Below are 24,015 nucleotides of genomic sequence, written 5' to 3' on the forward strand. Positions count from 1 at the left end.
CCCGATAATGTTCACTCACTATAATGGAGAATAGTGAAGGAGTGACTCGTATGCGGGCAGTGTGTCTGAACGAATTTATCAGTCTTTTTAAAAGCGTCAAGTCGATTATTGTCATTATTATTATGTTTTGGGTGAGCTATAAGACTGCGGGATTGATTGAACAGGCGCCTGCGGACTTCGTGCGCGAATTGGATTTAGGTAGTGATGCAAACGCAATCGGAACGGCCGTTATCGTCTTTGCTCTCGGTTTCCTGTTTATCTCGGGGCTTTCCCATGACATGATCAACCGCGAAGTCCATACCCGGACGGTCAGATTTCTCGTGACGAAAACGTCGCGGATCAAGATCATTCTGGGAAAGTTTTTTGGCGTCTGGCTGTTTTGGTTTTTCTGCATGCTCGTTTCGTACACCTTGGTGATGATCGCTTCAAAAGAATTTTTATGGATGAGTTATGCAGACAGCGTGGCTTTTCTTACAGCTGCAATCTCTTTGAACCTTTTATTTTCGATTGTGATTTCAAGGCCCGCCATGTCCATGTTTTTCGGAATCGTGTTTGCCCTCGTTTTTCCCGCGGTCAGTTTATGGGCTGTTTATTCAGAGAACGGCATGATCACCTGGTTTAAATATTTAACGCCGTACTATTACTCCGTACTGGGCGGTTCTTTTATTTTCATCAACTTTGTCTACGCCGCCATCGTTCTGTGCGGTGCGATCGTTTTGTTTAAAAGGAGAGATTTATAATGAATGTGGTGATCGAGGCAAAAGGGCTGATGAAAAGCTACGGCGCTAAAACCGTCGTCAACCATGTCGACCTTCAAGTTGAAAAAGGAGAGATTTACGGATTCCTCGGCCGCAACGGTGCGGGGAAATCTACGTTCATGAATATGATCACAGGCATTATCCAGCCGACAGCCGGCAGTTTTCTGCTGTTAAATGAAGATTCGATTGAAAACGTCAAGCATCGCATCGGCGTTTTACCCGATTATTTGACCCTCTATGATTCAATGACAGCGGTCGGGCATTTGAAGTATTTTGCAAAGCTGAACGGACAAGCCGTATCGACTGAGCGGTGCGAAGAAGTCTTAGAGAGAGTAGGGTTCACTGAGCATACTGAAAAAAAAGCGGGCGCGTATTCATTCGGTATGAAAAAAAAGCTCGGCATCGCCCAGGCGATCATCCATGATCCCGAACTCATCTTTTTGGATGAACCGACATCAGGTGTTGATGCCGAATCGGCCCTGCACATTCAAAAGCTGATCATAGATTTGCAAAAAGAAGGTAAGACGGTATTTATGACGTCACACAACCTGCATGAAATCGAGAAAATCTGTACCCGAATCGCGATTATGAAAAACGGCCGCATTTTAATGGAAGGCACGCTCGATGAATTAAGAAGGCATTTCATGTCGAACATAAGCGTTCACATCCGCCATTCGAATATTCCCGAGCAGCATTTCGGCCTGATCGACAGTTTTCTTGAGTCAGCTGGTGAAAACGTTCAATTTAAGCATCATGAGATTTCGATTAACGTCAATTCGGAAGAAAAAATTCCCGCCATTGTCAGAGTATTAACGAATTGCAAGGTGGGAATCTACAGAATCCACGTCGATGAACCGTCGCTTGAAGACATCTTTATGGACAGCTCAGAGGAACGCGTTGTTTCTTGACACCATGGCAAAATAATATTTCAGAAAGACTTTGATTGGCATGAGTTTGGGATTGTTTCCGGCATCATGCCTTTAATCTTGCTGACGCGAATGGCGTCGGTGGATAGATCCATTTATGAAAACAAAAAAACGCCTTTGAATAAAGGCGTTTTTCATAAGAGGCGCTCGGTTTCTAGTATTTCCACAAAATCGACATGTCGCCGGTCGTTTCTTCATCAATGACATTTCCGTCTTGGTCCATCTTGACGAAATACCTGCCTCCGTTTGTTACGTTTTTGTACTCGGTTTCCGATGTACCGTCATCGTTTTGTGTGAATTCAAATTGAACATCAGCGATAAGAGTGTTGCTGTTGAGGTCGACATAGTAGGAATGGAAGCTGACATGGCTCCAGTCATCTTTTTCGGCAGGAATGTCTGATATGACGCCGATTTTTTCAGCAGGATCATTGGCAATCACACCGTAATCCTTCTGCAAATTGCCGGTTTCGATATCAGCGTCGTTTAAAATCTCTTTCATCTGGCTAAATTCAGCATCTGTAGGTGTTGTATACCTGTCTTCAGGAATGTCTTTCGCAAAGCTTACGGACGATGAACCAAAGACGAGCGTCAATACGGACAAGATCATCATAAACGAAAGTTTTTTCATGTTCTCTTCCTCCTTTAGCTGATGTTATGATTCGGTTCACACTTTATCATCGTTAAAATATTTTGTAAAGTTTGAATAGTATTTCAATTTAACTATTTTTTTCGGGGGATATCCGCCGATTTTTACATTTTTCCTCTTTTGGAGAATGCTCCATCATCATGAAAGTTGTGCATATATTCCCTTGCATTATCCAATAGAAAAGGCAATTTCCCTTGAAAAATGAGAAAAATTTTAATTTTTATTTTTTGGCATTGGATTTGATGTTGACAAAGTCAAGATCGGCACGTATATTATATGAATATATTTCAGGCAGAAGAAAACACAAGGAACGGGAGCAGTAAAAGATCGACATTGGCAAAGAGAGCTGCGGGTAGGTGCGACGCAGACCAATGAACCTTTGAACTCGCCCGGGAGTGGACTGGCTAAAGGATGGACATCAATTCCTGAGGACATTACGATTAACCTTCGTTAACAGGTTTGCACAGCATGGCTGTGCTTCGGAAAGCTGGATTCTTGGCATAGAATCAAAAAGAGTGGTACCGCGGTAAGCTTCAAAGCTCATCGTCTCTTTATCTTCAAATCGAAGAGGGAGACGGTGAGCTTTTTTTATTTTAATAGAGGAAGTGAACATAGATGGAGAAAGACATGCAGAAGCTCGAGCGCACGATGACATCGCGGCACATTATGATGATGGCATTGGGAGGAGCAATTGGAGCAGGGTTATTTAAAGGAAGCAGCAAAGCGATCGATTTGGCGGGACCTTCGGTTATGATCGCTTACTTGATCGGCGGCGTAATTTTGCTGTTTATTATGCAAGGGCTCGCTGAGATGGCTGTCCGAAACAGTGAAGCCAGAACATTCAGGGACCTGGTTCAATCAATATTAGGGCCGTATGCCGCTTATTTTTTAGACTGGATATACTGGAAAATGTGGGTTCTCAATATTGCGGCAGAGGCTGTTGTCGCCGCGATATTTTTGCAGTATTGGCTGCCGGGGCTGCCGATCTGGGTGCTGGCGCTGTTCGTTTCACTCGTCATTACGAGCGTGAATTTACTTTCTGTCAAAAGCTTTGCCGAGACGGAATACTGGCTTGCTCTACTTAAAATCACAGTGATTGTCGTCTTTATTATATCCGGATTTATCTTGTTATTTTTCTCTTTTGGACAACATTCAGCTGTTGGTTTTACTCATTTGACAGACCATGGCGGCTTCTTCCCGAATGGCGCCGGAGGGCTGATTACAGCCATGCTTGTTGTGATCTATTCCTACGGTGGAACCGAAATTATCGGGGTGACCCTGGCGGAAACTAAAAATCCTGAGAAGGTCGTGCCTAAAGCCGTGCGTGGAACGTTAACGCGCATTATTGCTTTTTATCTTCTGCCGTTTTTCGTGATCGTCAGCTTGATTCCATGGAATCAAGTCAACGGAGTGTCGGAGAGTCCTTTTGTCATGGTCTTTAAGATGATCGGCATTCCCGGAGCGGATCATTTGATGAATGCGGTCATTTTACTGGCGGTCATTTCTTCTATGAACTCAGGGCTTTACGGCGCCTCCCGAATTTTGTATACACAGGCGTCAGACGGAAGAATGCCGAAAATCTTTTCGAGGCTTTCCGTGAGAAAGGTGCCGGTTTATTCGATTCTTTTATGTACTTCTTTCTTGTACTTGGGCGTATTATTTTCACTGTTTGCCGGCAGCCAAACGTTTGAATATTTGATGGGGTCTCTCGGCTATACCGTCCTTGTGATCTGGATGCTGATTGCAGCCGCCCATTTGAAATCGAGGAAACGGTATCAAACAGCGGGGAACGGCTACTATGTTAAATGGTTCCCTTATACGACTTGGGTGGCAATCATTTCGCTGACAGCGATACTGATCGGTGTCATCCTGACCACGTCGATTGTCATTACATTGGTGACGGCGGGGATCTATTTGCTCATTAGCGCTGCTTATTTCTTTAAAGGAAGGAACCAGACAGCCAGCTAAACGCCCGCTTCTTAAAAAAAGGCTTGCCTCCGCAGGGAGGCAAGCTCAGCGTGTCGACAAACCCTCGCATTCGTTGTCAGGCCTGCGCGTCGGTGCTCACGAATTCCAACATTCGCTCCGCTCCGATGCTCAGCCTTCCTAGACTGCAAGGGTTTTCAATCCACGCTGAAGGGATGATAAAATCCCAAAACAAAAATCCCGTTTTGGGATTTTGTCAACAATCTGGGCTTGCCTCCGCAGGGAGGCAAGCTTTTTATACATTAGTTCGATTTTTTTCGAACTAATTTCTTTCATTCACCGGAACGATTATGTTATCGTCTAATTACATGACCACTACACTTCAGGAAGAAGGAAAGACAATGTCAGAACAGCATTTCAAAAATACGAAGTATTCCGTATTAAATCTGTCTCCTATCGTACAAGGCGGAAATGCGGGACAATCTTTTAAACAATCTATGGATTTGGCGCAGCATGCCGAAAAATGGGGATACCACAGGTTCTGGCTGGCTGAGCACCATAATATCGAAGGCGTGGCAAGCTCGGCCACCTCTGTTTTGATCGGCTATATCGCCGGGGGCACTAAGAAGATGCGCATCGGTTCGGGAGGGATTATGCTGCCGAACCATTCTCCGCTCGTCATCGCCGAACAGTTCGGAACGCTTGAATCCCTTTATCCCGGCAGAATCGACTTAGGACTGGGGCGCGCTCCGGGGACGGATCAATTAACCGCCCGCGCATTAAGAAGAAACATAAGCAGCGGGGAGGATTTTCCCGAGCAGCTTGAAGAACTCCGGCAGTATTTTAAGCCGTCCGGCAATGTAAGGAATCACGTGCGCGCCATACCGGGTGAAGGGCTTGATGTGCCGATTTGGCTTCTCGGTTCAAGCGGATTCAGCGCCCGGCTTGCCGGGGAACTCGGTTTGCCGTTTGCATTTGCGGCTCATTTTTCGCCGGCCAATACGCTGCCTGCCTTGGAGCTTTACCGGAGTTCGTTTAAGTCCGGCGTCTTGGAGGAGCCTTATGCGATGGTCGGGGTTACCGTTATTGCAGCCGATACGGACGCGAAAGCGCAGCGCCTTGCCACGTCGCACTATCAGAAGTTTTTGGACCTTGTCCGCGGCGCCCCGACACAGCTGAAGCCGCCTGTTGATGATATGGAACAGATTTGGACGCCGCGTGAAAAAGCGATGGTGAATGAGCAGCTCAGCTCAACGATCATCGGCGGGCCGGACAGTGTGAAAGAAAAGCTCGAAGAATTCATTCGGACGACTCAGGCGGACGAGATCATGATCAATTCAGAAACATTTGACCATGCTGACAGACTTCGCTCGTTCGAAATCATTGCAGATGTATGGAAAAACGGATAAACGCAAAAAAGCAGCGGAACAGGAAAAACCTGTCCGTTGCTTTTTTTATTGGTGAATACTTATTTTAGCAATATATTTATTTTTGAAAATAGACACAATATAATCCAGAAAAACGCCTGGAGGAAATCGAACAGCTTTGAACAAAATGAAAGCGCTTTAAAATCAAAAGCCCTTTTCAGAAAAGGGCTTTTTTTCATGAGGCACGTTTTTATGAAATATGTATAATATAGAAATCAGCAGGGACAATAATTCAAACAGAAGTGTGAACATTCGCGCGAATGTTGTCGATGAATTGATTCTTAACAGTTGAATAAACAATTTAACCCTGTTACAATAATGAATGTAAGCAGGAGCAATTTTTTTTGGCTGAGGTGGGACGTTTTCAGTCACTGCGGGACATTATTTGTCCAGGACGAGATGAAAGGAACGTTTTGTCATGAATCAACTAATACAGGCTCAAAAAAAATTATTGCCGGATCTTCTCGATGTCATGCAGAAAAGGTATAAAATTTTGCAGTACATAAGGCTGACTGAACCGATCGGCAGAAGAAGCCTTGCCGCCAGCCTCGGCATCAGCGAGCGGATTTTAAGGGCGGAGGTTCAGTTTTTAAAAGAACAAAATCTACTAGAGATTAAAACAACCGGCATGATATTGACACTTGAAGGATCCAACCTGCTGAAAGTTCTCGAAGATACGATGAAGGACGTTTTAGGTTTAACCCATTTGGAAAATACATTAAAAGAGAGGTTGAACCTCGACGAAGTCATCATTGTATCGGGAGACAGCGACCAGTCCCCATGGGTCAAAAAAGAGATGGGGAGAGCGGCCGTCGCATGCATGAAAAACAGGTTTACGGGGGAAAATATCGTCGCCGTAACCGGAGGTACGACACTTGAGGCCGTGGCAGAAATGATGACGCCTGACTCGAAAAACCGCAAGCTGCTTTTTGTTCCGGCAAGAGGCGGGCTCGGCGAAAATGTCAGGAATCAGGCCAATACGATTTGCGCCCATATGGCCGAGAAAGCTTCCGGTACATACAGACTGTTATTTGTGCCGGGTCAGCTGAGCAAAGAAGCATATTCTTCTATCATTGAGGAACCTTCTATTAAAGAAGTGCTCCAGACGATTCAATCGTCCAGTATGGTGATCCATGGAATCGGGGATGCTAAAACAATGGCAGAACGAAGAAATACACCAAAGGAAGATTTGAAGAAAATAGAAGAAAATGAGGCCGTTGCAGAAGCGTTCGGCTACTATTTCGACCGCCACGGGGAAGTCATTCACAAAGTGCACAGCGTAGGCATTCAGCTCGAAGATCTCGATTCGATCCCGAACATCATTGCGGTGGCGGGAGGCTCGTCAAAAGCGGACGCCATAGAGGCGTACTTCAAAAAGCCGCGCAACACGGTTTTGATCACTGATGAAGGAGCCGCAAAACAGTTATTAAGGGAAGCTTCTTCCCTCAATATAAATTAAATATCTCTTATTTACTTAAAGGAGGAAATCATCATGGCAGTAAAAGTCGGTATTAATGGTTTTGGTCGTATTGGACGCAATGTATTCCGCGCAGCATTAAATAATCCTGAAGTTGAGGTTGTGGCAGTTAACGATTTGACAGACGCTAACATGCTTGCTCACCTATTACAATATGATTCAGTACACGGAAAATTGGACGCAGAGGTTTCTGTTGACGGAAACAACCTTGTTGTTAACGGTCAAACAATCCAAGTTACAGCAGAGCGCGATCCTTCTAAACTAAGCTGGGGAGAGCAAGGTGTTGAAATCGTTGTTGAATCAACTGGTTTCTTCACAAAACGCGCAGATGCGGCGAAACATTTAGAAGCCGGTGCGAAAAAAGTTATCATCTCAGCTCCTGCGAGTGAAGAAGATATTACAATCGTTATGGGTGTTAACGAAGATAAATACGATGCGGCTAACCACCATGTTATCTCTAACGCATCTTGCACAACAAACTGCCTTGCGCCGTTTGCAAAAGTTCTTAACGACAAATTCGGCATCAAACGCGGTATGATGACAACTGTTCACTCATACACAAACGATCAGCAAATTCTGGATCTTCCGCACAAAGACTATCGTCGTGCGCGTGCGGCAGCTGAAAGCATCATTCCTACAACAACTGGTGCAGCGAAAGCCGTTTCTCTTGTACTTCCTGAACTGAAAGGAAAACTGAACGGCGGAGCAATGCGTGTTCCAACACCAAACGTATCACTTGTTGACCTGGTTGCTGAACTTGACAAAGAAGTAACAGCAGAAGAAGTAAACGCAGCGTTTAAAGAAGCAGCAGAAGGCGAACTTCAAGGCGTTCTTGGCTACAGCGAAGAGCCGCTTGTATCTAAAGACTACAACGGCAATGCAAACTCTTCTACAATCGATGCTCTTTCTACAATGGTTATGGAAGGCAGCATGGTTAAAGTTATTTCTTGGTATGACAACGAAAGCGGATATTCTCACCGTGTTGTTGACCTTGCCGCTTACATCGCAAAACAAGGTCTTTAATCCGGAAACCAGAATCAGACTTGGTTCTTGATGAGAGAAGCGCTATAATGAAAGCGGACAAGGGAAGGGGACACACACTCCCTTTCCCTTTTTCCATATCGGCGCCTTTTAAGCCGCCCCGGGGATTTCCGTTTTCAGGCTTGTAAAACATTAAAAGGAGGATCTCCTAAAAGCCATGAACAAAAAATCAGTAAAAGACATTGATGTAAAAGGCCGCGTTGTTTTCTGCCGTGTTGACTTTAACGTTCCGATGAAGGACGGAAAAGTGACGGATGATACGAGAATCCGCGCCGCACTTCCGACGATTCAATACTTAACAGAGCAGGGAGCGAAAGTTCTTCTTGCAAGCCATTTGGGCCGTCCGAAAGGCCAGGTTTCAGAAGAGCTTCGCTTAACGCCGGTAGCCGCACGCCTTGGCGAACTAATCGGCAAAGAAGTGAAAAAAGCGGATGAAGCTTACGGCGACGCCGTCAAAGCGCAAATTTCCGAAATGAAAGACGGAGATATTCTCGTATTGGAAAATGTCCGCTTCTATCCGGGAGAAGAAAAGAATGATCCTGAGCTGTCTAAAGCGTTTGCCGACCTGGCTGACGTTTATGTCAATGACGCATTCGGAGCGGCTCACCGCGCCCATGCTTCAACAGCAGGTATCGCTGAACATCTTCCGGCTGTTGCAGGCTTCCTCATGGAAAAAGAGCTTGAAGTGCTGGGCAAAGCACTGTCCAACCCTGAGCGTCCGTTTACAGCGATCATCGGCGGCGCAAAAGTAAAAGACAAAATCGGCGTGATCGAAAGTCTTCTTGAGAAAGTAGACAACCTGATCATCGGCGGCGGTCTTGCTTACACGTTCGTCAAAGCGCTGGGCCATGAAGTAGGAAAATCCCTGCTTGAAGAAGATAAAATTGAATTGGCTAAATCTTTCATGGACCGCGCCAAAGAAAAAGGCGTGAACTTCTACATGCCTACTGACGTGCTTGTTGCTGACGATTTCTCAAACGACGCCAACACGAAAATCGTGCCGGTCAGCGAAATCCCTAGCGACTGGGAAGCGCTTGACATCGGCGAAGAAACAAGAAAAACATATGCTGACGTCATCAAAAACAGCAAGCTTGTCGTTTGGAACGGACCGATGGGTGTATTCGAAATCGACGCGTTCGCTAAAGGAACAAGAGCTGTCGCTGAAGCTTTAGCAGAGGCAAAAGATACATACTCTGTCATCGGCGGCGGAGACTCTGCAGCTGCTGTAGAAAAGTTCGGCCTGGCTGACAAAATGAGCCACATTTCAACAGGCGGCGGAGCTTCCCTTGAGTTTATGGAAGGAAAAGAACTTCCTGGCGTCAAAGCATTGAACGACAAGTAAGCAAAATATACAGCATAAGGAGTGGAGCACATGAGAAAACCAATTATAGCCGGTAACTGGAAGATGAATAAAGTGCTTTCAGAAGCTGTCAGCTTCGTTGAAGAAGTGAAATCTTCCATTCCCGCAGCAGATAAAGCAGAAGCTGTTGTCTGTGCGCCTGCACTGTTCCTTGAAAAGCTTACATCAGCTGTAAAAGGCACAGATCTGAAAGTCGGCGCGCAAAACATGCACTTTGAAGAAAGCGGTGCTTTCACGGGTGAAATCAGCCCTGCGGCTTTGAAAGACCTTGGAGTTGAATACTGCGTCATCGGCCACTCCGAGCGCCGCGAAATGTTTGCTGAAACGGATGAAACGGTCAACAAAAAAGCGCATGCTGCATTCAAATACGGCATCGTGCCGATCATCTGCGTAGGTGAAACGCTTGAAGAGCGCGAAGCAAACAAAACAAACGAGCTTGTTGCAGACCAAGTGAAAAAAGCACTTGCAGGCTTAACAACTGAACAGGTAGCTGCTTCCGTGATCGCTTATGAGCCGATCTGGGCGATTGGAACCGGCAAGTCTTCAACTGCACAAGATGCAAACGAAGTATGCGCGCACATCCGCAAAACCGTTGCATCAGAATTCGGACAAACTGCAGCAGACAGCGTCCGCATTCAGTACGGCGGAAGCGTAAAACCTGCGAACATTAAAGAATATATGGCCGAATCCGATATCGACGGCGCTCTTGTTGGCGGAGCAAGCCTAGAGCCGCAGTCTTTCGTGCAATTACTGGAGGCAGGTCAATATGAGTAACAAGTTAGCCGCGCTCATCATTTTAGATGGGTTTGGACTAAGGGACGAAACCGTCGGAAACGCCGTAGCCCAAGCGAAAAAACCGAACTTTGACCGCTATTGGAACAAGTATCCGCACCAGACGCTGACAGCTTCAGGAGAAGCGGTAGGTCTTCCAGACGGCCAGATGGGCAACTCGGAAGTCGGCCATCTGAATATCGGCGCAGGCCGGATCGTTTACCAAAGTCTGACGCGCGTGAACGTTGCGATCCGCGAGGGAGAATTCGAACAGAACGAAACATTCCTTGCCGCGATGAAGCACGCCAAAGAAAAAGGCACAAACCTCCACTTGTTCGGACTGCTGTCTGACGGCGGAGTTCACAGCCACATTCACCATTTGTACGCACTCTTGAAGCTTGCGAAAAAAGAAGGCGTTGAAAACGTCTATATCCACGGCTTCCTTGACGGCCGCGATGTAGGCCCGCAAACAGCCGAGAAGTACATCAAAGAGCTTCAGGAGCAAATCGAAGAAATCGGCGTCGGCGAGATCGCAACATTGTCAGGCCGCTACTATTCAATGGACCGAGACAAGCGCTGGGACCGCGTCGAAAAAGCGTACCGTGCCATGGCATACGGAGAAGGACCGAAATATCAAAATCCGCTCGATGTCGTGAAAGATTCTTATGAAAACGGAATTTACGATGAATTCGTCATTCCGTCAGTCATCACGAAAGAAAACGGCGAGCCTGTTGCGACAATCAAGGACAACGATGCGGTCATTTTCTACAACTTCAGACCTGACCGGGCGATCCAGATTTCCAACACGTTCACCAATGACGACTTCCGCGACTTCGACCGCGGAGACAAGCATCCGAAAAACCTTCATTTCGTTTGCTTGACACATTTCAGTGAAACGGTTGACGGATATGTGGCATTCAAACCGGTCAATCTCGACAACACTGTCGGCGAAGTTTTATCCCAAAACGGGCTGAAGCAGCTTCGCATCGCTGAAACTGAAAAGTATCCGCACGTTACATTCTTTATGAGCGGCGGACGCGAAGAGAAATTCCCGGGTGAAGAGCGAATCTTAATCGACTCGCCTAAAGTTGCAACATATGACTTGAAACCTGAAATGAGCGCATATGAAGTAAAAGATGCGCTTGTCAAAGAAATTGAGGCTGAAAATCATAACGCGATCATCCTCAACTTTGCCAACCCTGACATGGTCGGACATTCAGGAAAAGTCGAGCCGACGGTCAAAGCAATCGAAGCGGTTGACGAGTGCCTCGGCGAAGTCGTTGATGCGATTCTTGCAAAAGGCGGCCACGCGATTATTACGGCCGACCACGGTAACGCAGACGTGCTGATTACCGAAGAAGGCAAGCCGCACACCGCACATACGACAAACCCGGTTCCTGTCATCGTCACAAAAGAAGGCGTGACATTAAGAGAAGGCGGAATCCTCGGGGATCTGGCGCCAACTCTTTTAGACTTGCTGGATGTTGAAAAACCGAAAGAAATGACAGGATCGTCATTAATTCAAAAATAAGCATTGAAGGAGAGAAACAAACATGCCATACATTGTTGATGTTTATGCACGTGAAGTATTAGACTCCCGCGGTAACCCGACGGTTGAAGTTGAAGTATACACTGAATCAGGAGCTTTTGGACGCGCGCTTGTTCCAAGCGGAGCATCCACTGGTGAATACGAAGCTGTTGAGCTTCGCGACGGCGACAAAGACCGCTACCTTGGAAAAGGCGTTTTAACAGCCGTTAATAACGTGAACGAAATCATCGCACCTGAGCTTATCGGCTTTGATGTGACAGAGCAAGTATCAATCGACAAATTGCTGATCGAACTTGACGGAACTGAAAATAAAGGCAAGCTCGGCGCCAACGCCATCCTTGGTGTATCAATGGCCGTTGCCCGCGCAGCTGCAGATTTCTTGCAAATTCCTCTATACCAATACCTTGGAGGATTCAACTCTAAAACGCTTCCTGTACCGATGATGAACATCGTAAACGGCGGAGAGCATGCGGACAACAACGTTGACATTCAAGAATTCATGATCATGCCTGTCGGTGCGGAAAACTTCCGCGAAGCACTTCGCATGGGAGCACAAATTTTCCACAGCCTGAAATCAGTCTTGAAAGAAAAAGGCTTGAACACAGCTGTAGGTGATGAAGGCGGATTCGCTCCAAACCTTGGTTCTAACGAAGAAGCGCTTCAAACAATCGTTGAAGCGATCGAAAAAGCAGGATTCAAACCTGGCGAAGAAGTGAAATTGGCAATGGATGCTGCATCTTCTGAGTTCTACAACAAAGAAGACGGCAAATACCATCTTTCTGGCGAAGGCGTTGTAAAAACGTCAGCTGAAATGGTTGACTGGTACGAAGAGTTGACTTCTAAGTACCCAATCATCTCAATCGAAGACGGCCTTGACGAAAACGACTGGGAAGGCCACAAACTTCTGACTGAGCGTCTTGGCTCAAAAGTTCAGCTTGTCGGTGACGACCTTTTCGTAACAAACACGAAAAAGCTTGCTGAAGGAATCAAAAACGGTGTCGGCAACTCTATCCTGATCAAAGTAAACCAAATCGGTACATTGACTGAAACGTTCGATGCGATCGAAATGGCGAAACGCGCAGGCTACACTGCCGTTATCTCTCACCGCTCAGGTGAAACTGAGGACAGCACAATCGCTGACATCGCTGTAGCAACAAACGCAGGACAAATCAAAACAGGTGCTCCGTCTCGTACGGACCGTGTTGCGAAATACAACCAGCTTCTTCGCATCGAAGATCAATTGGCTGAAACTGCGCAATACCACGGTATTCAATCTTTCTACAACTTGAATAAGTAAGCATAAAAAAAGCTTGGCTGCAGATGCGGCCAAGCTTTTTTACTTGAAGTTCCATAAAAACCCTGACAAGAGCTGTCGGGGTTTTTGATTATAATAGGCTGTATCAATTACGATTGGAGTGTTATTGGATGCAGTCGAAAACAGTTTATCTTTATGCATTTCATACAATGTCAGATTGGGAATATGGATATTTAATGGCTGAACTGAACTCGGGGAGATATTTCAAAAAAGATGCAGCACCTTTAAAAGTCATGACAATAGGAGTGAATAAAGAAATGGTGACTACGATGGGAGGGCTGCGCATAAAACCGGATATCTCCCTTGATGAGTGGACGCTTGAGAGTACGGATCTATTAATTCTACCGGGAGGGAATACTTGGGGCGAAGAGATTCATCAGCCGATCTTGAAAATGGCCGGCGAAGCTTTAAAGCTTGGCGCGATGGTTGCCGCAATTTGCGGTGCAACAGTGGGACTGGCGAATAGCGGATACTTGGATTCAAGAAAGCATACAAGCAATGACTTGGCATATATGAAAAAGGTCTGTCCTCATTATAAAGGAGAACCATTTTATGAGATGGGACCCGCGGCATCTGATGGGAATCTTGTTACTGCATCAGGAGCGGCTCCTCTCGAATTCGCGAGGGAAGTACTGAAAAAATTAGACGTGTTTTCATCGGATACATTGGATTCATGGTATCAACTCAATAAGACCCACCAACGTGAATACTTCTTCAAGCTAATGAATTCAATCAATAAATGAGCTGAAAGACCAAGAATTTAGTCGATGTCGAAGCAAGGTTTTTCGGCGGAAAAGCTAAATTTCATGAGTGAAAAAGGTTTTTTCCTTAATTTTATGTTCTCCTTGATATGGTATAATCTACCTCGTATAAAAAGCTTTGCTCACTCAAGGGAAGTCTTGCTCATCCCCTTCTGAAAGGGGGTGATAAAAATGACAGCATATGAAACAATCTCTTTAATGATTGCTTTTGGCATGCTGATTGCCATGTTGTCAGAGAACAAAGAAAAATAGACCGCCCCTTGAGCCTGGAAAGTGATAGGGAGTGGTCTATTTTAGATCAATCTGAGCAAGCCCCTTCGAAGGGCCGGCTTTTTGTACAAGCCGAAGTGTTGGAGCACTTCGGTCTTTTTTTAGTATATGCATCATGCTTCCTTGGATATCTATATCATAAAGAATTTTCATTAATTTGTAAATGGCGATAGCAAATTGTTGTTTTAATGAATCGGCAAATTATTTTCTATCCCAGGAATAAAGCATATACAGAAGCACAAGCACCATTTTATCTAGCACTGTTTACAGCCTTGGGCTCCAACAACCCTTCAGCCTAAGAAAAAACCCACCGTCATCACAGATTTTTCACAGGCTTCAGAAACCAGGCGGGAAGAAAACCGCTGATGCCAATGATCAAAAAACCAATGATCGACAACAGCGCAATCGAGATGGGGGAGAGCGCTTGCTGAAGGCTGTAAGCCGTACAGGAAAGCAGCACGCCCAATCCTAAAGCAATGAGGAAGACTTTTTGATTCGTGAAAAACAGCGTTTCAGATCTGTTGAATTTGATATAAATTAAAGGAAGACCTGTATAGCCTCCGACAATAAACGTAAAAAGCACCGCTCCCGCTAATTGAAAAACGGCTGAATCGCCGGCTCCAAATATTTCGCCAAAAGAAATCGACCAATTGCTCAGCATGACAAGTCCGAAAAGGTAGAAACCACTCAATAAAAACTTAGTCAAATCACCCCTCCTTACTATGGTAAAAAATCATATTCATACAAAATTATGTTAACCCAATGAATTCAAAGTGTCTAGAAGGGTGATCACCCCGGTTTGCGGAATTGTAAAGTGGCTGCCGAGCGCGGTTCTCTTTATCCGGATGCAACTGAAACAGGCTTTTTCAATGGATAATCCCACCTGAAACAGAGCAAAAAACGGTCTTTAGCACAATCCAAAGCTGATTTATAGGAATTTCATATTGACTTTGGGTTAATTCATTATATAATCTAATTGATAATGAAAATCATTTGAGAAAAGGGGATCAAACATATCATGAAACGTTTTAAATGGTTTGCACTGTTCGCTGCGCTTATCCTTTTATTAGCTGCCTGCGGAAATCAAGATAAAGATCAATCTGCGGAGAAGAACGACAGCAAAGATTCCTATACTGTAAAGCACGCAATGGGAACAGCGACAATTGACGGCACACCGAAAAAAGTCGTCGTACTCACGAATGAAGCGACAGAAGCAGCGCTGGCACTTGGCGTTAAACCTGTCGGCGCCGTTCAATCCTGGCTGGGAGATCCATGGTATGACCATATTAAAGATAAAATGAAAGGCGTAGAGAACGTCGGAACGGAGGCTGCGCCGAATATTGAAAAAATCGTGAGCCTGAAGCCTGACCTAATCATCGGCAACAAAATCCGTCAAGAAGAAGTATACGACAAGCTGAAAGCAATCGCGCCGACTGTATTTGCCGAGACATTGTCAGGGGAATGGAAAAACAACTTTAAGCTTACAGCCGAAGCGCTCAATAAAAAAGCTGAAGGCGAAAAAATCATCGCTGACTTTGACAAGCGCGTTGAAGACATTCATGAAAAACTCGGCGATAAAGTGAAGCAAAAAGTCTCTCTCGTCCGCTTTACAGATGCTGATACCCGCATCTATCACAAGGGATCATTTGCCGGAACGATATTAGATCAACTCGGTTTTGCAAGGCCTAAAGGCCAGGAAGCCAACGATCTAGGACAAATGGAAGTGACAAAGGAACAAATTCCTGATATGGACGGGGATGTGCTTTTTTATTACACGTATGAGACAGGCGATGACAAAGCAAGCGCCATTGAGAAAGACTATGTCAACGATCCGCTCTTTAAAAACTTAAGCGTCTCCAAAAAAGGAAACGTCCATAAAGTGAGCGATGCCGTCTGGAATACAGCCGGGGGCGTCCTTGCAGCGAATCTGATGCTTGATGATATTGAAAAATACTTTTTAAAATAATCAAAAAAGCCAAACGGATCAACGCATTCGTTTGGCTTTTTTTTGATGCTGCCTTAATATTAAATCCCTTCTTGCGATAAATATAGTATAAAATGACTAAGAGTGTTTTCATTTGATAGGAGGAAAGTCATGAATTTTTGCAAGGAATGTGGAAGGGAACGAACAAAAAATGCGCTGTATTGCAAGCACTGCGGCGCGCGGACGGACGAGGAACGAGCTTCCGGCCCGACGGCAAGGTATCAGCGTGCGATGACGCGAAAAAGAATCATCACCATGGTGGCAATCGCGGCCTGCTTGATTTTATTGTTTGCCGGCTATAAAACCGGTGAAGCACTTACTTCAAAGGAGAAACTGATTTCTGAGTTTGAAGCTGCTCTCGATCAGGAAGATGCCAAGAAGGCAGCAAAACTGCTGCAATCATCAGACGTTGATCTGACGGTCACGGAGAAAAATGTCAAGCCGCTCATTGATTACTTAAAGGAACACCCGGATGAAGAAAAAGAATTGATCACATCTTTAAAGAACGGTACCGGCCATCCATTGATGACGATCGAAAAAAAGGGCAGGCGTTTTTGGATCTATGACCGCTATGTCCTGAACACGGCGCCTGTCTATTTAACGGTTAAGACAAACTATAAAGATACCGGCCTGTTTGTTAACGGCGAAAAGGTCATAACGACAGAAAAAGAAAACTTCGAAAAAAAAATCGGTCCGTTTGTTCCTGGTATATACGAGGTGAAGGCAAAGCTGAAAAACGGAATCGCCGACCTTGAAAAAGCGGAAAAGGTCGTTGCCCTCCAAGGCGATGTGAAGGTGAATGCGGACCTTGACGGGCACATGGCAAAGCTCGTCTTTGGAGAAGGCTATGAAAACTTGAAAGGAACGCTCTGGATCAATGATCAGGAGATGAAGATCAACCCATTCAAAGGAACTGAATTCGGCCCCGTGCTGACTGACGGTTCAATGTCTGCTGCGGTTGAGGCGCAATTTCCGTGGGGGAAGCTGAAAAGCGAAAAAACGCCGATTGAAAGCGGGGAAATTGAAGTCAATCTTGCATCAGACAAAGGATTTATGGATGACATGATGACCACGGTCGTCAGTCATACAAAGGAAGCAGCAAAAGCCTTTGCAAGCGGCAATGTCAGCGGCATGACACTGGCCGCGCCATCTTATCAAACCCGCCTGAAAGAGGTGACGGACGGGCTGAAAAGCAGCAGCACCTACTATAAAGGCACCTACTTATCTACCGTATTTGATCTTGATTCGTTCCGGTTATACAAAGAAGACGGGCAATGGAAAACAGAGGTCAAAGGGATTGAAAAACACAAATCGGCCTATTATGACGACTACAGTGGGCCTGAACTGGAAGAAAACGATAACGGCTATACGTACATATTGGTCTATTCCGAAGGCAAGAAAAAGTGGTTTGTCGAAAAAAGTGATCCTGAAGCCGTTATCGATATCGAGCATCAAAAAGAAATCAAAAATGACAATCCGAAGGAATACACATCGGCATGGGCCTCGGCAAAAGGGGCTGTGAACAATGCATCAGCAGGCGAAGAGCTTACTGACCAAAAGGTTGCTTCCGCCATTGAATCGTATTTATACGGTCTTCAAGACGCCATCAATTCAAACGATTTCGGCCTTGTCCGTGACAGCTTGAAAGAAGGAAGTCCGCTGTACAATGATCAAAAGAAGCTTGTCGCTAAACTGTACAACAGCGGGACAGAGGAGGAAATTGTCCAATTCAACGTGAAGAGCTGGAAGCAAAACGGACGGGAGGCAACGATTCAGACAACGGAAAAAATCAATATCATTAAAGGCGGAAAAGAACAGGTAAAAACGTATCATTGGACATATCATGCCGCCATCGAGGACGGCAGATTGCTCTTGACGTCAATAGAATAAAAAAAAGCCTTTTTCCTTTGAGGAAAAAGGCTTTTTACTTCACTAAAACAGCCGTCCCAATATAGAGCCTCCGATCCTTCCGATATATTCAAGAAACAAATCTCCCATGATCCGGACAGACATAAATGTCAGCAAATAGACGATCAGTGTCGCGTAAATCGTATCAACAGCGCCTGCCGCTTTTTCGTGATAGCTCGAGATGACAGCCGGCGGAATTAAAAAGGCGATGCCGCAGAGGGCAAAGAAAAGAACGTATATAAACAAACCCGTTTGCATGAATGATAAAAGCAAAGCGGCGAGCAGAAGGACCACGAAAGGAATAAGCACTGTTCCGAACCGTCCGAGCACTTCCTTAAAAGTGACTTGCACACCCCGAATGCGCACACCTGCGTATGTAAAAGCAAATAATAAGAAAATATAAATAGCAAAGGTAAAAGCGGGCTTCACGACGATATCAAAAAATGTCGGCATTGCATAGGAGCGGGCGAATATTCCGGAATAGTCCCCCAGGGAGTCAAAAAAGCCTTTGAGTCCGAAATAAAACATCAGCGGCACGGCAAGCGCAAATATCACCATTGTGATGATGCTGTTGAGAACGTGCTGTTCTCCAGCGTTTTTCATTTCGACATAAGGTCGTTTCAGCACCTTTAAACAATAGGAAAAGTACATGGAAGACGCTTGTTTCGCCGCCTCCGTATACCTCGCCGCCTGCGGCGTTTCAGCTGCCCCTTTGCTGCCATCACTGCCGCCGGCCAAACTTGTCCCGCACTGCTCGCAAAATTTTCCGCCATCTGTATGATGGCCGCACTTTGAACATGTCATAAAAATAAAATCTCCTTTAAAAATAGTTATTTTGACCTATAAAGGTTCATTATAAATGAAAGTGCTGGAAGATGTCATTGTTTTTTGAAAGTTTAAGCGGTCAGCGTCGGAGGTAAAAATCGATTACCTGCATTTTTACATAGAGGAAGGAGTGTCAAACTGTGTTTGCTTTTATCATCCACGTTTTTGTATCATTGTTCGCCGTCACAAATCCGATCGGCAATGTTCCGATCTTTTTGGCGCTCACAGAAGGCTACGAAGCAAAAGAACGCACTGCAATGGCGAGAAAGGCTGCGATTTTATCGTTTCTGATTCTGATCGCGTTTCTCATATTCGGAGAGTTCATCTTCAGGCTTTTTGACATCAACATCCATGCGCTGCGAGTTGCCGGCGGCATTTTTATATTCGGAATTGCTTACAACTTGCTGAATGCAAAGCAGTCCCATGTTCAGTCGCTCCATCATGATGAGCATCGCGAGAGCAAGGAAAAAGAGGATATCTCGGTGACGCCGCTCAGCATTCCGATCATTTCGGGGCCCGGAACGATTGCGACGGTGATGAGCCTTTCGGCCGGCAGCCGCAGCTTTGTTCATTTTGGCGGTATGATCATCGGTATTGCAGCCGTCCTCTTGCTGACGTTTGCGTCCTTTCATTATTCGACGCTGATCAGCAACAAATTAGGGCAGACGGAGATGAATGTGATCACCCGGCTGATGGGCCTGATTTTGGCTGTTGTGGCAGTCGGCATGATTGGCACGGGTTTGAAAGGGATGTTTCCGGTTTTGGCAGGTTGATTGGAGGAATAGAAAAAAAGCTGCTTCATCTTTGCAGCTTTTTTCTGTTTATAAAGGTTTTGGCACATGCTTAAAGATCTCATCGCTTTCCAAAAACGCGATCAGATTATCAAGCCACTCGCAGTAATCGATCCATTGTTTTGTTTCAGCCAGCAGCTCGTTGATTTTAGCTTCGGTTTCGGGTGAAAGGCCTTCTTCCTCAAGGGCTTCCAATAGCTCTTTTCTGATTTTCTTCCCGATCATCCGGTTCTTTTTGACGACTTTGCTCCAGTTGGCCGTAAACAATGAAATAAACGTTTGATAATAGTCTTGTTCGACATCGTACAGATCTTTGCGAACGCCTTTTTCAAAAACTTTTTCAGCGATATTTAAATCGAGCATTTCGCGGACGACCTGGCTCATTCTCGTTTTGCTCATGCCCGTTTCTTCTGACAATTCATTTAAAGTCATCGGCTTTCTGTTCATATAGATGATCCCGAGCACGCGGCCGACAGTTGATGATATACCGTACGTATTCATGTTTTCCGCGATTTTTTCTATGAAATGTTCTTCCGCTTGTTCAATCACTTTTAAAGCGTTTTCCTCCAAAGCACCTCATCCCTTCGGGCAGCCAATTTTATTGTCAATATATCATAATTTTATTAGCGGTTGAAAACACTAAGACGATAGCAAAACAAAGAAATCAGCCGTAATTTTAAGAATAACCGGCAAATGGATGCCATGAACATATTTTTTTATGTCTTATATATATAATTTAAACACTTTGTAAACTTTTTATTTTATAAAGTGTATTTTATAATGAATGAGATGTTGAAATTTTAAAAAAACAATTGGAGGTGTGCGTTTTGCTGAAGCTAGAAAATGTATCAAAGGTTTATAAAGGCGGAAAAAAAGCAGTCAAGGACATTAACCTTGATATAGCAAAAGGTGAATTTATCGTCTTTATCGGACCGAGCGGCTGCGGGAAAACAACGACGATGAAAATGATCAACCGTTTGATTGAACCGACTTCAGGAAGCATTTACATCGACGGAGAAAACATAATGGATCAGGACCCGGTGGAGCTGCGCCGAAAAATCGGCTATGTCATTCAGCAAATCGGACTCTTTCCCCATATGACGATTCAGCAGAATATCACGCTCGTTCCAAGGCTTTTGAAATGGCCGGAAGAAAAACGGAGGAAGCGGGCGGAGGAACTGCTTCAGCTCGTTGATATGGGGCCGGAATATTTGAACCGCTATCCACATGAACTAAGCGGCGGACAGCAGCAGAGAATCGGCGTGCTGCGGGCGCTTGCGGCAGAACCGCCCCTCATTTTAATGGATGAACCGTTCGGAGCGCTGGACCCGATCACCCGTGATTCGCTTCAGGAAGAGTTCAAAAAGCTGCAGAAAACGCTGGACAAAACGATTGTCTTTGTGACTCACGATATGGATGAAGCGATTAAGCTAGCCGACAGAATTGTCATTCTTCGCGCCGGCGAGATCGTTCAAGTCGGAACGCCTGACGACATTTTGCGGAATCCGGCGGATGAATTCGTTGAGGAGTTTATCGGAAAAGAACGGCTTCTTCAGTCCCGCCCTGACATCGAACATGTCGAACAAGTGATGAACCCGAATCCGGTCACAATTACGAGTGAAAAAAACCTGACTGAAGCGATTCAAGTGATGAGGGAGCGCCGCGTCGATTCACTGCTCGTCGTGGACGAACGCAATGTCTTAAAAGGATATATCGATGTTGAAATCATCGATCAATACCGGAAAAAAGCCGTCACGGTCGGAGAGGTTGTCAATGAGAATGTTTACTCCGTTCAAAAAGGCACGCTCATCAGAGATACCGTCCGAAAAATTTTGAAAAGGGGATTCAAATATGTTCCCGTTCTTGATGAAGAAGGGCGCCTTGTCGGAATTGTCACAAGGGCAAACCTTGTCGATATCGTGTACGACTCGATTTGGGGAGACGAAGAAACCCTTGTCCAACGTTAAATGCAGGGAGGTGCATCAATCATGAATCAGATTGTCCAATTTCTCCAGCACAACGGCGGGGAAATGCTTTATAAAACATGGGAGCACTTATATATATCCATTGTCGCGGTGCTGCTCGGCATCATTGTCGCGGTTCCGCTCGGTGTCATTTTAACGAGAATGAAAAAAGGGGCCGGCATCGTGATCGGCGTTGTCAACATCATCCAGACACTGCCGAGTTTGGCGATCCTGGCGTTTTTTATTCCGCTCCTCGGAGTGGGAAAGATTCCGGCGATTGTCGCGCTGTTTTTCTATTCAGTCCTACCGATTCTGAGAAACACTTACACGGGCGTAAAAGGCGTCAATCAAAATTTGCTTGAATCAGGAAAGGGAATCGGTATGACTGCATGGGAACAAATCCGCCTGGTCGAACTGCCGCTGTCGGTGCCGGTGATCATGGCAGGCATCCGGACATCGACCGTTTACTTAATCGGCTGGGCGACGCTCGCGGCTTTTATCGGCGGCGGCGGTCTCGGCGACTATATTTTTATCGGGCTCAACCTGTACCAGCCTGAGTACATTATTGCCGGAGCGGTGCCGGTTACGTTACTGGCCATCGTGATCGACTATATGCTGTCGAAAACCGAAGACAAAGTCACGCCTCAAGGATTAAAAGGGATGAAGGAAGTATCATAAGGAGTTGGCTCTTATGCAAACAAAAAAACTGAGACGGCTCGGCGCCGTCATGCTGGTCCTCTCGCTTTTGATCAGCGGCTGTGCGCTGCCGGGTCTTGGCGGGGCTTCCGATAAAACGATCAAAATCGGGGCGCAAAACCTGACCGAATCCGAAATTCTTGCCAATATGATCTCGCTTTTGATCGAGCATGATACAGATCTCAATACGGTGCTTGTCAAAAACCTCGGCTCAAACTATGTGCAGCACCAGGCTATGCTCGGCGGAGACATCGACATTTCAGCGACGCGCTATTCGGGAACCGACCTGACAAGCACGCTTGGAAGGGAAGCGGAGAAAGACCCGGAAAAAGCGCTTCGCATCGTACAGCAGGATTTTAAAAAGAAATTCAACTACAAATGGTTCGATTCTTACGGATTTGACAATACGTACGCTTTTACAGTCACGAAAGAACTCGCTGAAAAAGGGAACTATGAAACGATATCCGATCTAAAAAAAGACGCGGATAAACTGAAGCTTGGCGTTGACAATGCCTGGCTGAAACGAAAAGGAGACGGATATCCGGGATTTAAACAGGACTATGGATTTTCATTCGGCTCGACCTTTCCAATGCAGATCGGACTCGTTTATGACGCCGTCAAAAACGGCAAAATGGATATCGTTCTTGCCTATTCAACGGACGGCAGGATCAAAGCCTATGATTTAAAGCTGTTAAAAGACGATAAACGCTTTTTCCCGCCGTATGACTGTTCGCCGGTCGTGCCGGAAAAAGTGTTGAAGGAACATCCAGAGCTTGAAGGGACCATCAATAAACTGATCGGAAAAATCGATACTGAAACGATGCAGGAGCTCAATTACGAAGTCGATGGAAAACTGAAAGAGCCTTCTGTCGTCGCAGCCGAGTTTTTAAAGAAGCATAATTATTTTGAGTAAAGGAGGGGCTGACAAATGGAAGTGCTGCAGCAGCTTTGGACGTATTACGCGCAAAACGGTGGCTATGTGCTGGGGGAATTTTACCGCCACTTTTTAATGTCGGCATACGGCGTATTATTCGCCGCCGTCGTCGGCATTCCGGCCGGTATTGTCATCGCCAGATACCGGAAAATCAGCAAATGGGTCTTTTCCATCACCAATGTCATTCAAACGATTCCGGCGCTTGCGATGCTCGCCGTCTTGATGCTTGTCATGGGACTCGGCGCCAACACGGTGATTCTTTCATTGTTTTTGTATTCGCTTTTGCCGATCATTCGAAACACATATACGGGAATCGTCAGCATTGAGCATGCCTATCTTGAATCAGGGAAGGCGATGGGTATGACGAAATTTCAAGTGCTCCGGATGGTGGAGCTCCCTCTCGCCTTGTCAGTCATTATGGCGGGGCTCAGAACCGCGCTCGTCATCGCGATCGGTATCACGGCCATCGGCACGTTTGTCGGCGCAGGCGGCCTCGGGGATATCATAGTCAGGGGAACAAATGCGACCAACGGAACAGCGATCATTCTGGCAGGCGCGATCCCGACGGCGCTGATGGCGATCATCGCCGATCTGTTCATGGGCTGGCTCGAGCGTGCGCTGAGTCCCGTTAAACATCATAAAGGCAAGACGCCGAATCCGGATGCCGCTTAAATGGCAGCCGAAAA

General features: G+C 45.8%; 23 protein-coding genes and 1 other annotated feature. Of the genes, 19 read left to right on the forward strand and 4 right to left on the reverse strand.

The window, feature by feature from the left end; genetic code table 11:
* The first annotated feature begins 50 nt into the window (after positions 1 to 50).
* Both H2R00_RS18485 and H2R00_RS18490 read left to right on the forward strand, forming a co-directional pair.
* Positions 51 to 740, forward strand: coding sequence for an ABC transporter permease subunit (locus H2R00_RS18485; RefSeq protein WP_154997015.1), 690 nt, complete (start codon positions 51 to 53; stop codon positions 738 to 740).
* Positions 740 to 1,666, forward strand: coding sequence for an ABC transporter ATP-binding protein (locus H2R00_RS18490; protein WP_182070031.1), 927 nt, complete (start codon positions 740 to 742; stop codon positions 1,664 to 1,666). The genes H2R00_RS18485 and H2R00_RS18490 overlap by 1 nt, the downstream gene beginning before the upstream one ends.
* Positions 1,667 to 1,838: 172 nt before the next feature.
* On the opposite strand, the gene H2R00_RS18495 is transcribed toward H2R00_RS18490, so the two are convergent.
* Positions 1,839 to 2,312, reverse strand: coding sequence for a hypothetical protein (locus H2R00_RS18495; RefSeq protein ID WP_154997011.1), 474 nt, complete (start codon positions 2,310 to 2,312; stop codon positions 1,839 to 1,841).
* 315 nt (positions 2,313 to 2,627) lie between these two features.
* Positions 2,628 to 2,884 (forward strand) — a binding site (T-box leader).
* A 61-nt stretch (positions 2,885 to 2,945) separates the two neighbouring features.
* Between H2R00_RS18495 and H2R00_RS18500 the strand changes: the two genes are divergently transcribed.
* From H2R00_RS18500 to H2R00_RS21555, 10 genes are all read left to right on the forward strand, one after another.
* The gene (locus tag H2R00_RS18500) at positions 2,946 to 4,298 is read left to right on the forward strand and encodes an amino acid permease (RefSeq protein ID WP_182070032.1); all 1,353 of its coding nucleotides are present in this window, start codon (positions 2,946 to 2,948) and stop codon (positions 4,296 to 4,298) included.
* Positions 4,299 to 4,657: 359 nt separating this feature from the next.
* Positions 4,658 to 5,665 carry an LLM class flavin-dependent oxidoreductase gene (locus tag H2R00_RS18505; RefSeq protein WP_154997007.1) on the forward strand — a complete coding sequence of 336 codons (1,008 nt, stop codon included), beginning with the start codon at positions 4,658 to 4,660 and terminating at the stop codon, positions 5,663 to 5,665.
* A gap of 436 nt (positions 5,666 to 6,101) precedes the next feature.
* On the forward strand, positions 6,102 to 7,142 hold the full coding sequence (locus H2R00_RS18510; RefSeq protein WP_043925534.1) for a sugar-binding transcriptional regulator: 1,041 nt from the start codon (positions 6,102 to 6,104) through the stop codon (positions 7,140 to 7,142).
* A gap of 33 nt (positions 7,143 to 7,175) precedes the next feature.
* Positions 7,176 to 8,183, forward strand: a complete 1,008-nt coding sequence (gap, locus tag H2R00_RS18515) for a type I glyceraldehyde-3-phosphate dehydrogenase (protein WP_154997005.1) — start codon at positions 7,176 to 7,178, stop codon at positions 8,181 to 8,183.
* A gap of 175 nt (positions 8,184 to 8,358) precedes the next feature.
* Positions 8,359 to 9,543, forward strand: a complete 1,185-nt coding sequence (locus H2R00_RS18520) for a phosphoglycerate kinase (protein ID WP_154997002.1) — start codon at positions 8,359 to 8,361, stop codon at positions 9,541 to 9,543.
* A gap of 30 nt (positions 9,544 to 9,573) precedes the next feature.
* Positions 9,574 to 10,335 (forward strand): triose-phosphate isomerase, encoded by a 762-nt coding sequence (tpiA, locus tag H2R00_RS18525; RefSeq protein WP_003185464.1) that lies wholly within the window; start codon positions 9,574 to 9,576, stop codon positions 10,333 to 10,335.
* Complete coding sequence (gene gpmI, locus H2R00_RS18530; RefSeq protein WP_154996998.1) at positions 10,328 to 11,863, forward strand: 2,3-bisphosphoglycerate-independent phosphoglycerate mutase; 1,536 nt, start codon at positions 10,328 to 10,330, stop codon at positions 11,861 to 11,863. The genes tpiA and gpmI overlap by 8 nt, the downstream gene beginning before the upstream one ends.
* A 22-nt stretch (positions 11,864 to 11,885) precedes the next feature.
* Positions 11,886 to 13,178 (forward strand): phosphopyruvate hydratase, encoded by a 1,293-nt coding sequence (eno, locus tag H2R00_RS18535; RefSeq protein WP_154996996.1) that lies wholly within the window; start codon positions 11,886 to 11,888, stop codon positions 13,176 to 13,178.
* Between the two features lie 128 nt (positions 13,179 to 13,306).
* A complete protein-coding gene (locus H2R00_RS18540; RefSeq protein ID WP_154996995.1) occupies positions 13,307 to 13,939 on the forward strand; it encodes a type 1 glutamine amidotransferase family protein in 633 nt (210 codons plus the stop codon).
* Between the two features lie 189 nt (positions 13,940 to 14,128).
* Positions 14,129 to 14,209: a putative holin-like toxin gene (locus H2R00_RS21555; protein ID WP_003185456.1), complete on the forward strand. Its 81-nt coding sequence runs from the start codon at positions 14,129 to 14,131 to the stop codon at positions 14,207 to 14,209.
* A 334-nt stretch (positions 14,210 to 14,543) separates the two neighbouring features.
* On the opposite strand, the gene H2R00_RS18545 is transcribed toward H2R00_RS21555, so the two are convergent.
* Complete coding sequence (locus tag H2R00_RS18545) at positions 14,544 to 14,933, reverse strand: hypothetical protein (protein WP_154996993.1); 390 nt, start codon at positions 14,931 to 14,933, stop codon at positions 14,544 to 14,546.
* Between the two features lie 312 nt (positions 14,934 to 15,245).
* Here H2R00_RS18545 and H2R00_RS18550 point away from each other — a divergent pair, with 312 nt between their 5' ends.
* Entirely contained in the window at positions 15,246 to 16,193 is a 948-nt protein-coding gene (locus tag H2R00_RS18550; RefSeq protein WP_154996991.1) for an ABC transporter substrate-binding protein, read from the forward strand.
* 129 nt (positions 16,194 to 16,322) lie between these two features.
* A complete protein-coding gene (locus tag H2R00_RS18555) occupies positions 16,323 to 18,101 on the forward strand; it encodes a zinc ribbon domain-containing protein (protein WP_182070033.1) in 1,779 nt (592 codons plus the stop codon).
* Between the two features lie 42 nt (positions 18,102 to 18,143).
* Here H2R00_RS18555 and H2R00_RS18560 read toward each other — a convergent pair whose 3' ends face one another.
* Positions 18,144 to 18,923 (reverse strand): zinc ribbon domain-containing protein, encoded by a 780-nt coding sequence (locus H2R00_RS18560; RefSeq protein ID WP_182070034.1) that lies wholly within the window; start codon positions 18,921 to 18,923, stop codon positions 18,144 to 18,146.
* A gap of 161 nt (positions 18,924 to 19,084) precedes the next feature.
* Here H2R00_RS18560 and H2R00_RS18565 point away from each other — a divergent pair, with 161 nt between their 5' ends.
* Entirely contained in the window at positions 19,085 to 19,717 is a 633-nt protein-coding gene (locus tag H2R00_RS18565; RefSeq protein WP_154996985.1) for an NAAT family transporter, read from the forward strand.
* Positions 19,718 to 19,765: 48 nt separating this feature from the next.
* Here the strand turns inward: H2R00_RS18565 and H2R00_RS18570 are convergent, their stop codons facing one another.
* Complete coding sequence (locus tag H2R00_RS18570) at positions 19,766 to 20,305, reverse strand: GbsR/MarR family transcriptional regulator (protein WP_182070035.1); 540 nt, start codon at positions 20,303 to 20,305, stop codon at positions 19,766 to 19,768.
* 257 nt (positions 20,306 to 20,562) lie between these two features.
* Between H2R00_RS18570 and H2R00_RS18575 the strand changes: the two genes are divergently transcribed.
* Genes H2R00_RS18575 through H2R00_RS18590 form a run of 4 tightly spaced genes read left to right on the forward strand, consistent with a single transcriptional unit; the run spans position 20,563 to position 24,001 of the window.
* On the forward strand, positions 20,563 to 21,702 hold the full coding sequence (locus H2R00_RS18575; RefSeq protein WP_154996213.1) for a betaine/proline/choline family ABC transporter ATP-binding protein: 1,140 nt from the start codon (positions 20,563 to 20,565) through the stop codon (positions 21,700 to 21,702).
* A gap of 21 nt (positions 21,703 to 21,723) precedes the next feature.
* Positions 21,724 to 22,377, forward strand: a complete 654-nt coding sequence (locus tag H2R00_RS18580; protein WP_154996216.1) for an ABC transporter permease — start codon at positions 21,724 to 21,726, stop codon at positions 22,375 to 22,377.
* A gap of 13 nt (positions 22,378 to 22,390) precedes the next feature.
* Positions 22,391 to 23,308, forward strand: coding sequence for an osmoprotectant ABC transporter substrate-binding lipoprotein OpuCC (gene opuCC / locus H2R00_RS18585; RefSeq protein ID WP_176276515.1), 918 nt, complete (start codon positions 22,391 to 22,393; stop codon positions 23,306 to 23,308).
* Between the two features lie 15 nt (positions 23,309 to 23,323).
* A complete protein-coding gene (locus H2R00_RS18590; protein ID WP_182070036.1) occupies positions 23,324 to 24,001 on the forward strand; it encodes an ABC transporter permease in 678 nt (225 codons plus the stop codon).
* Positions 24,002 to 24,015: the final 14 nt, after the last annotated feature.

This window comes from Bacillus haynesii, assembly GCF_014042035.1.
Lineage (GTDB): Bacteria > Bacillota > Bacilli > Bacillales > Bacillaceae > Bacillus > Bacillus haynesii.

What these genes read in the sequence shown, in the direction of transcription:
- H2R00_RS18485 (WP_154997015.1), top strand. Translation starts at nt 51, where the DNA reads ATGCGGGCAGTGTGTCTGAACGAATTTATCAGTCTTTTTAAAAGCGTC.
- H2R00_RS18490 (WP_182070031.1), top strand. Translation starts at nt 740, where the DNA reads ATGAATGTGGTGATCGAGGCAAAAGGGCTGATGAAAAGCTACGGCGCT.
- H2R00_RS18495 (WP_154997011.1), bottom strand. Translation starts at nt 2,312, where the DNA reads ATGAAAAAACTTTCGTTTATGATGATCTTGTCCGTATTGACGCTCGTC.
- H2R00_RS18500 (WP_182070032.1), top strand. Translation starts at nt 2,946, where the DNA reads ATGGAGAAAGACATGCAGAAGCTCGAGCGCACGATGACATCGCGGCAC.
- H2R00_RS18505 (WP_154997007.1), top strand. Translation starts at nt 4,658, where the DNA reads ATGTCAGAACAGCATTTCAAAAATACGAAGTATTCCGTATTAAATCTG.
- H2R00_RS18510 (WP_043925534.1), top strand. Translation starts at nt 6,102, where the DNA reads ATGAATCAACTAATACAGGCTCAAAAAAAATTATTGCCGGATCTTCTC.
- gap (WP_154997005.1), top strand. Translation starts at nt 7,176, where the DNA reads ATGGCAGTAAAAGTCGGTATTAATGGTTTTGGTCGTATTGGACGCAAT.
- H2R00_RS18520 (WP_154997002.1), top strand. Translation starts at nt 8,359, where the DNA reads ATGAACAAAAAATCAGTAAAAGACATTGATGTAAAAGGCCGCGTTGTT.
- tpiA (WP_003185464.1), top strand. Translation starts at nt 9,574, where the DNA reads ATGAGAAAACCAATTATAGCCGGTAACTGGAAGATGAATAAAGTGCTT.
- gpmI (WP_154996998.1), top strand. Translation starts at nt 10,328, where the DNA reads ATGAGTAACAAGTTAGCCGCGCTCATCATTTTAGATGGGTTTGGACTA.
- eno (WP_154996996.1), top strand. Translation starts at nt 11,886, where the DNA reads ATGCCATACATTGTTGATGTTTATGCACGTGAAGTATTAGACTCCCGC.
- H2R00_RS18540 (WP_154996995.1), top strand. Translation starts at nt 13,307, where the DNA reads ATGCAGTCGAAAACAGTTTATCTTTATGCATTTCATACAATGTCAGAT.
- H2R00_RS21555 (WP_003185456.1), top strand. Translation starts at nt 14,129, where the DNA reads ATGACAGCATATGAAACAATCTCTTTAATGATTGCTTTTGGCATGCTG.
- H2R00_RS18550 (WP_154996991.1), top strand. Translation starts at nt 15,246, where the DNA reads ATGAAACGTTTTAAATGGTTTGCACTGTTCGCTGCGCTTATCCTTTTA.
- H2R00_RS18555 (WP_182070033.1), top strand. Translation starts at nt 16,323, where the DNA reads ATGAATTTTTGCAAGGAATGTGGAAGGGAACGAACAAAAAATGCGCTG.
- H2R00_RS18560 (WP_182070034.1), bottom strand. Translation starts at nt 18,923, where the DNA reads ATGACATGTTCAAAGTGCGGCCATCATACAGATGGCGGAAAATTTTGC.
- H2R00_RS18580 (WP_154996216.1), top strand. Translation starts at nt 21,724, where the DNA reads ATGAATCAGATTGTCCAATTTCTCCAGCACAACGGCGGGGAAATGCTT.
- opuCC (WP_176276515.1), top strand. Translation starts at nt 22,391, where the DNA reads ATGCAAACAAAAAAACTGAGACGGCTCGGCGCCGTCATGCTGGTCCTC.
- H2R00_RS18590 (WP_182070036.1), top strand. Translation starts at nt 23,324, where the DNA reads ATGGAAGTGCTGCAGCAGCTTTGGACGTATTACGCGCAAAACGGTGGC.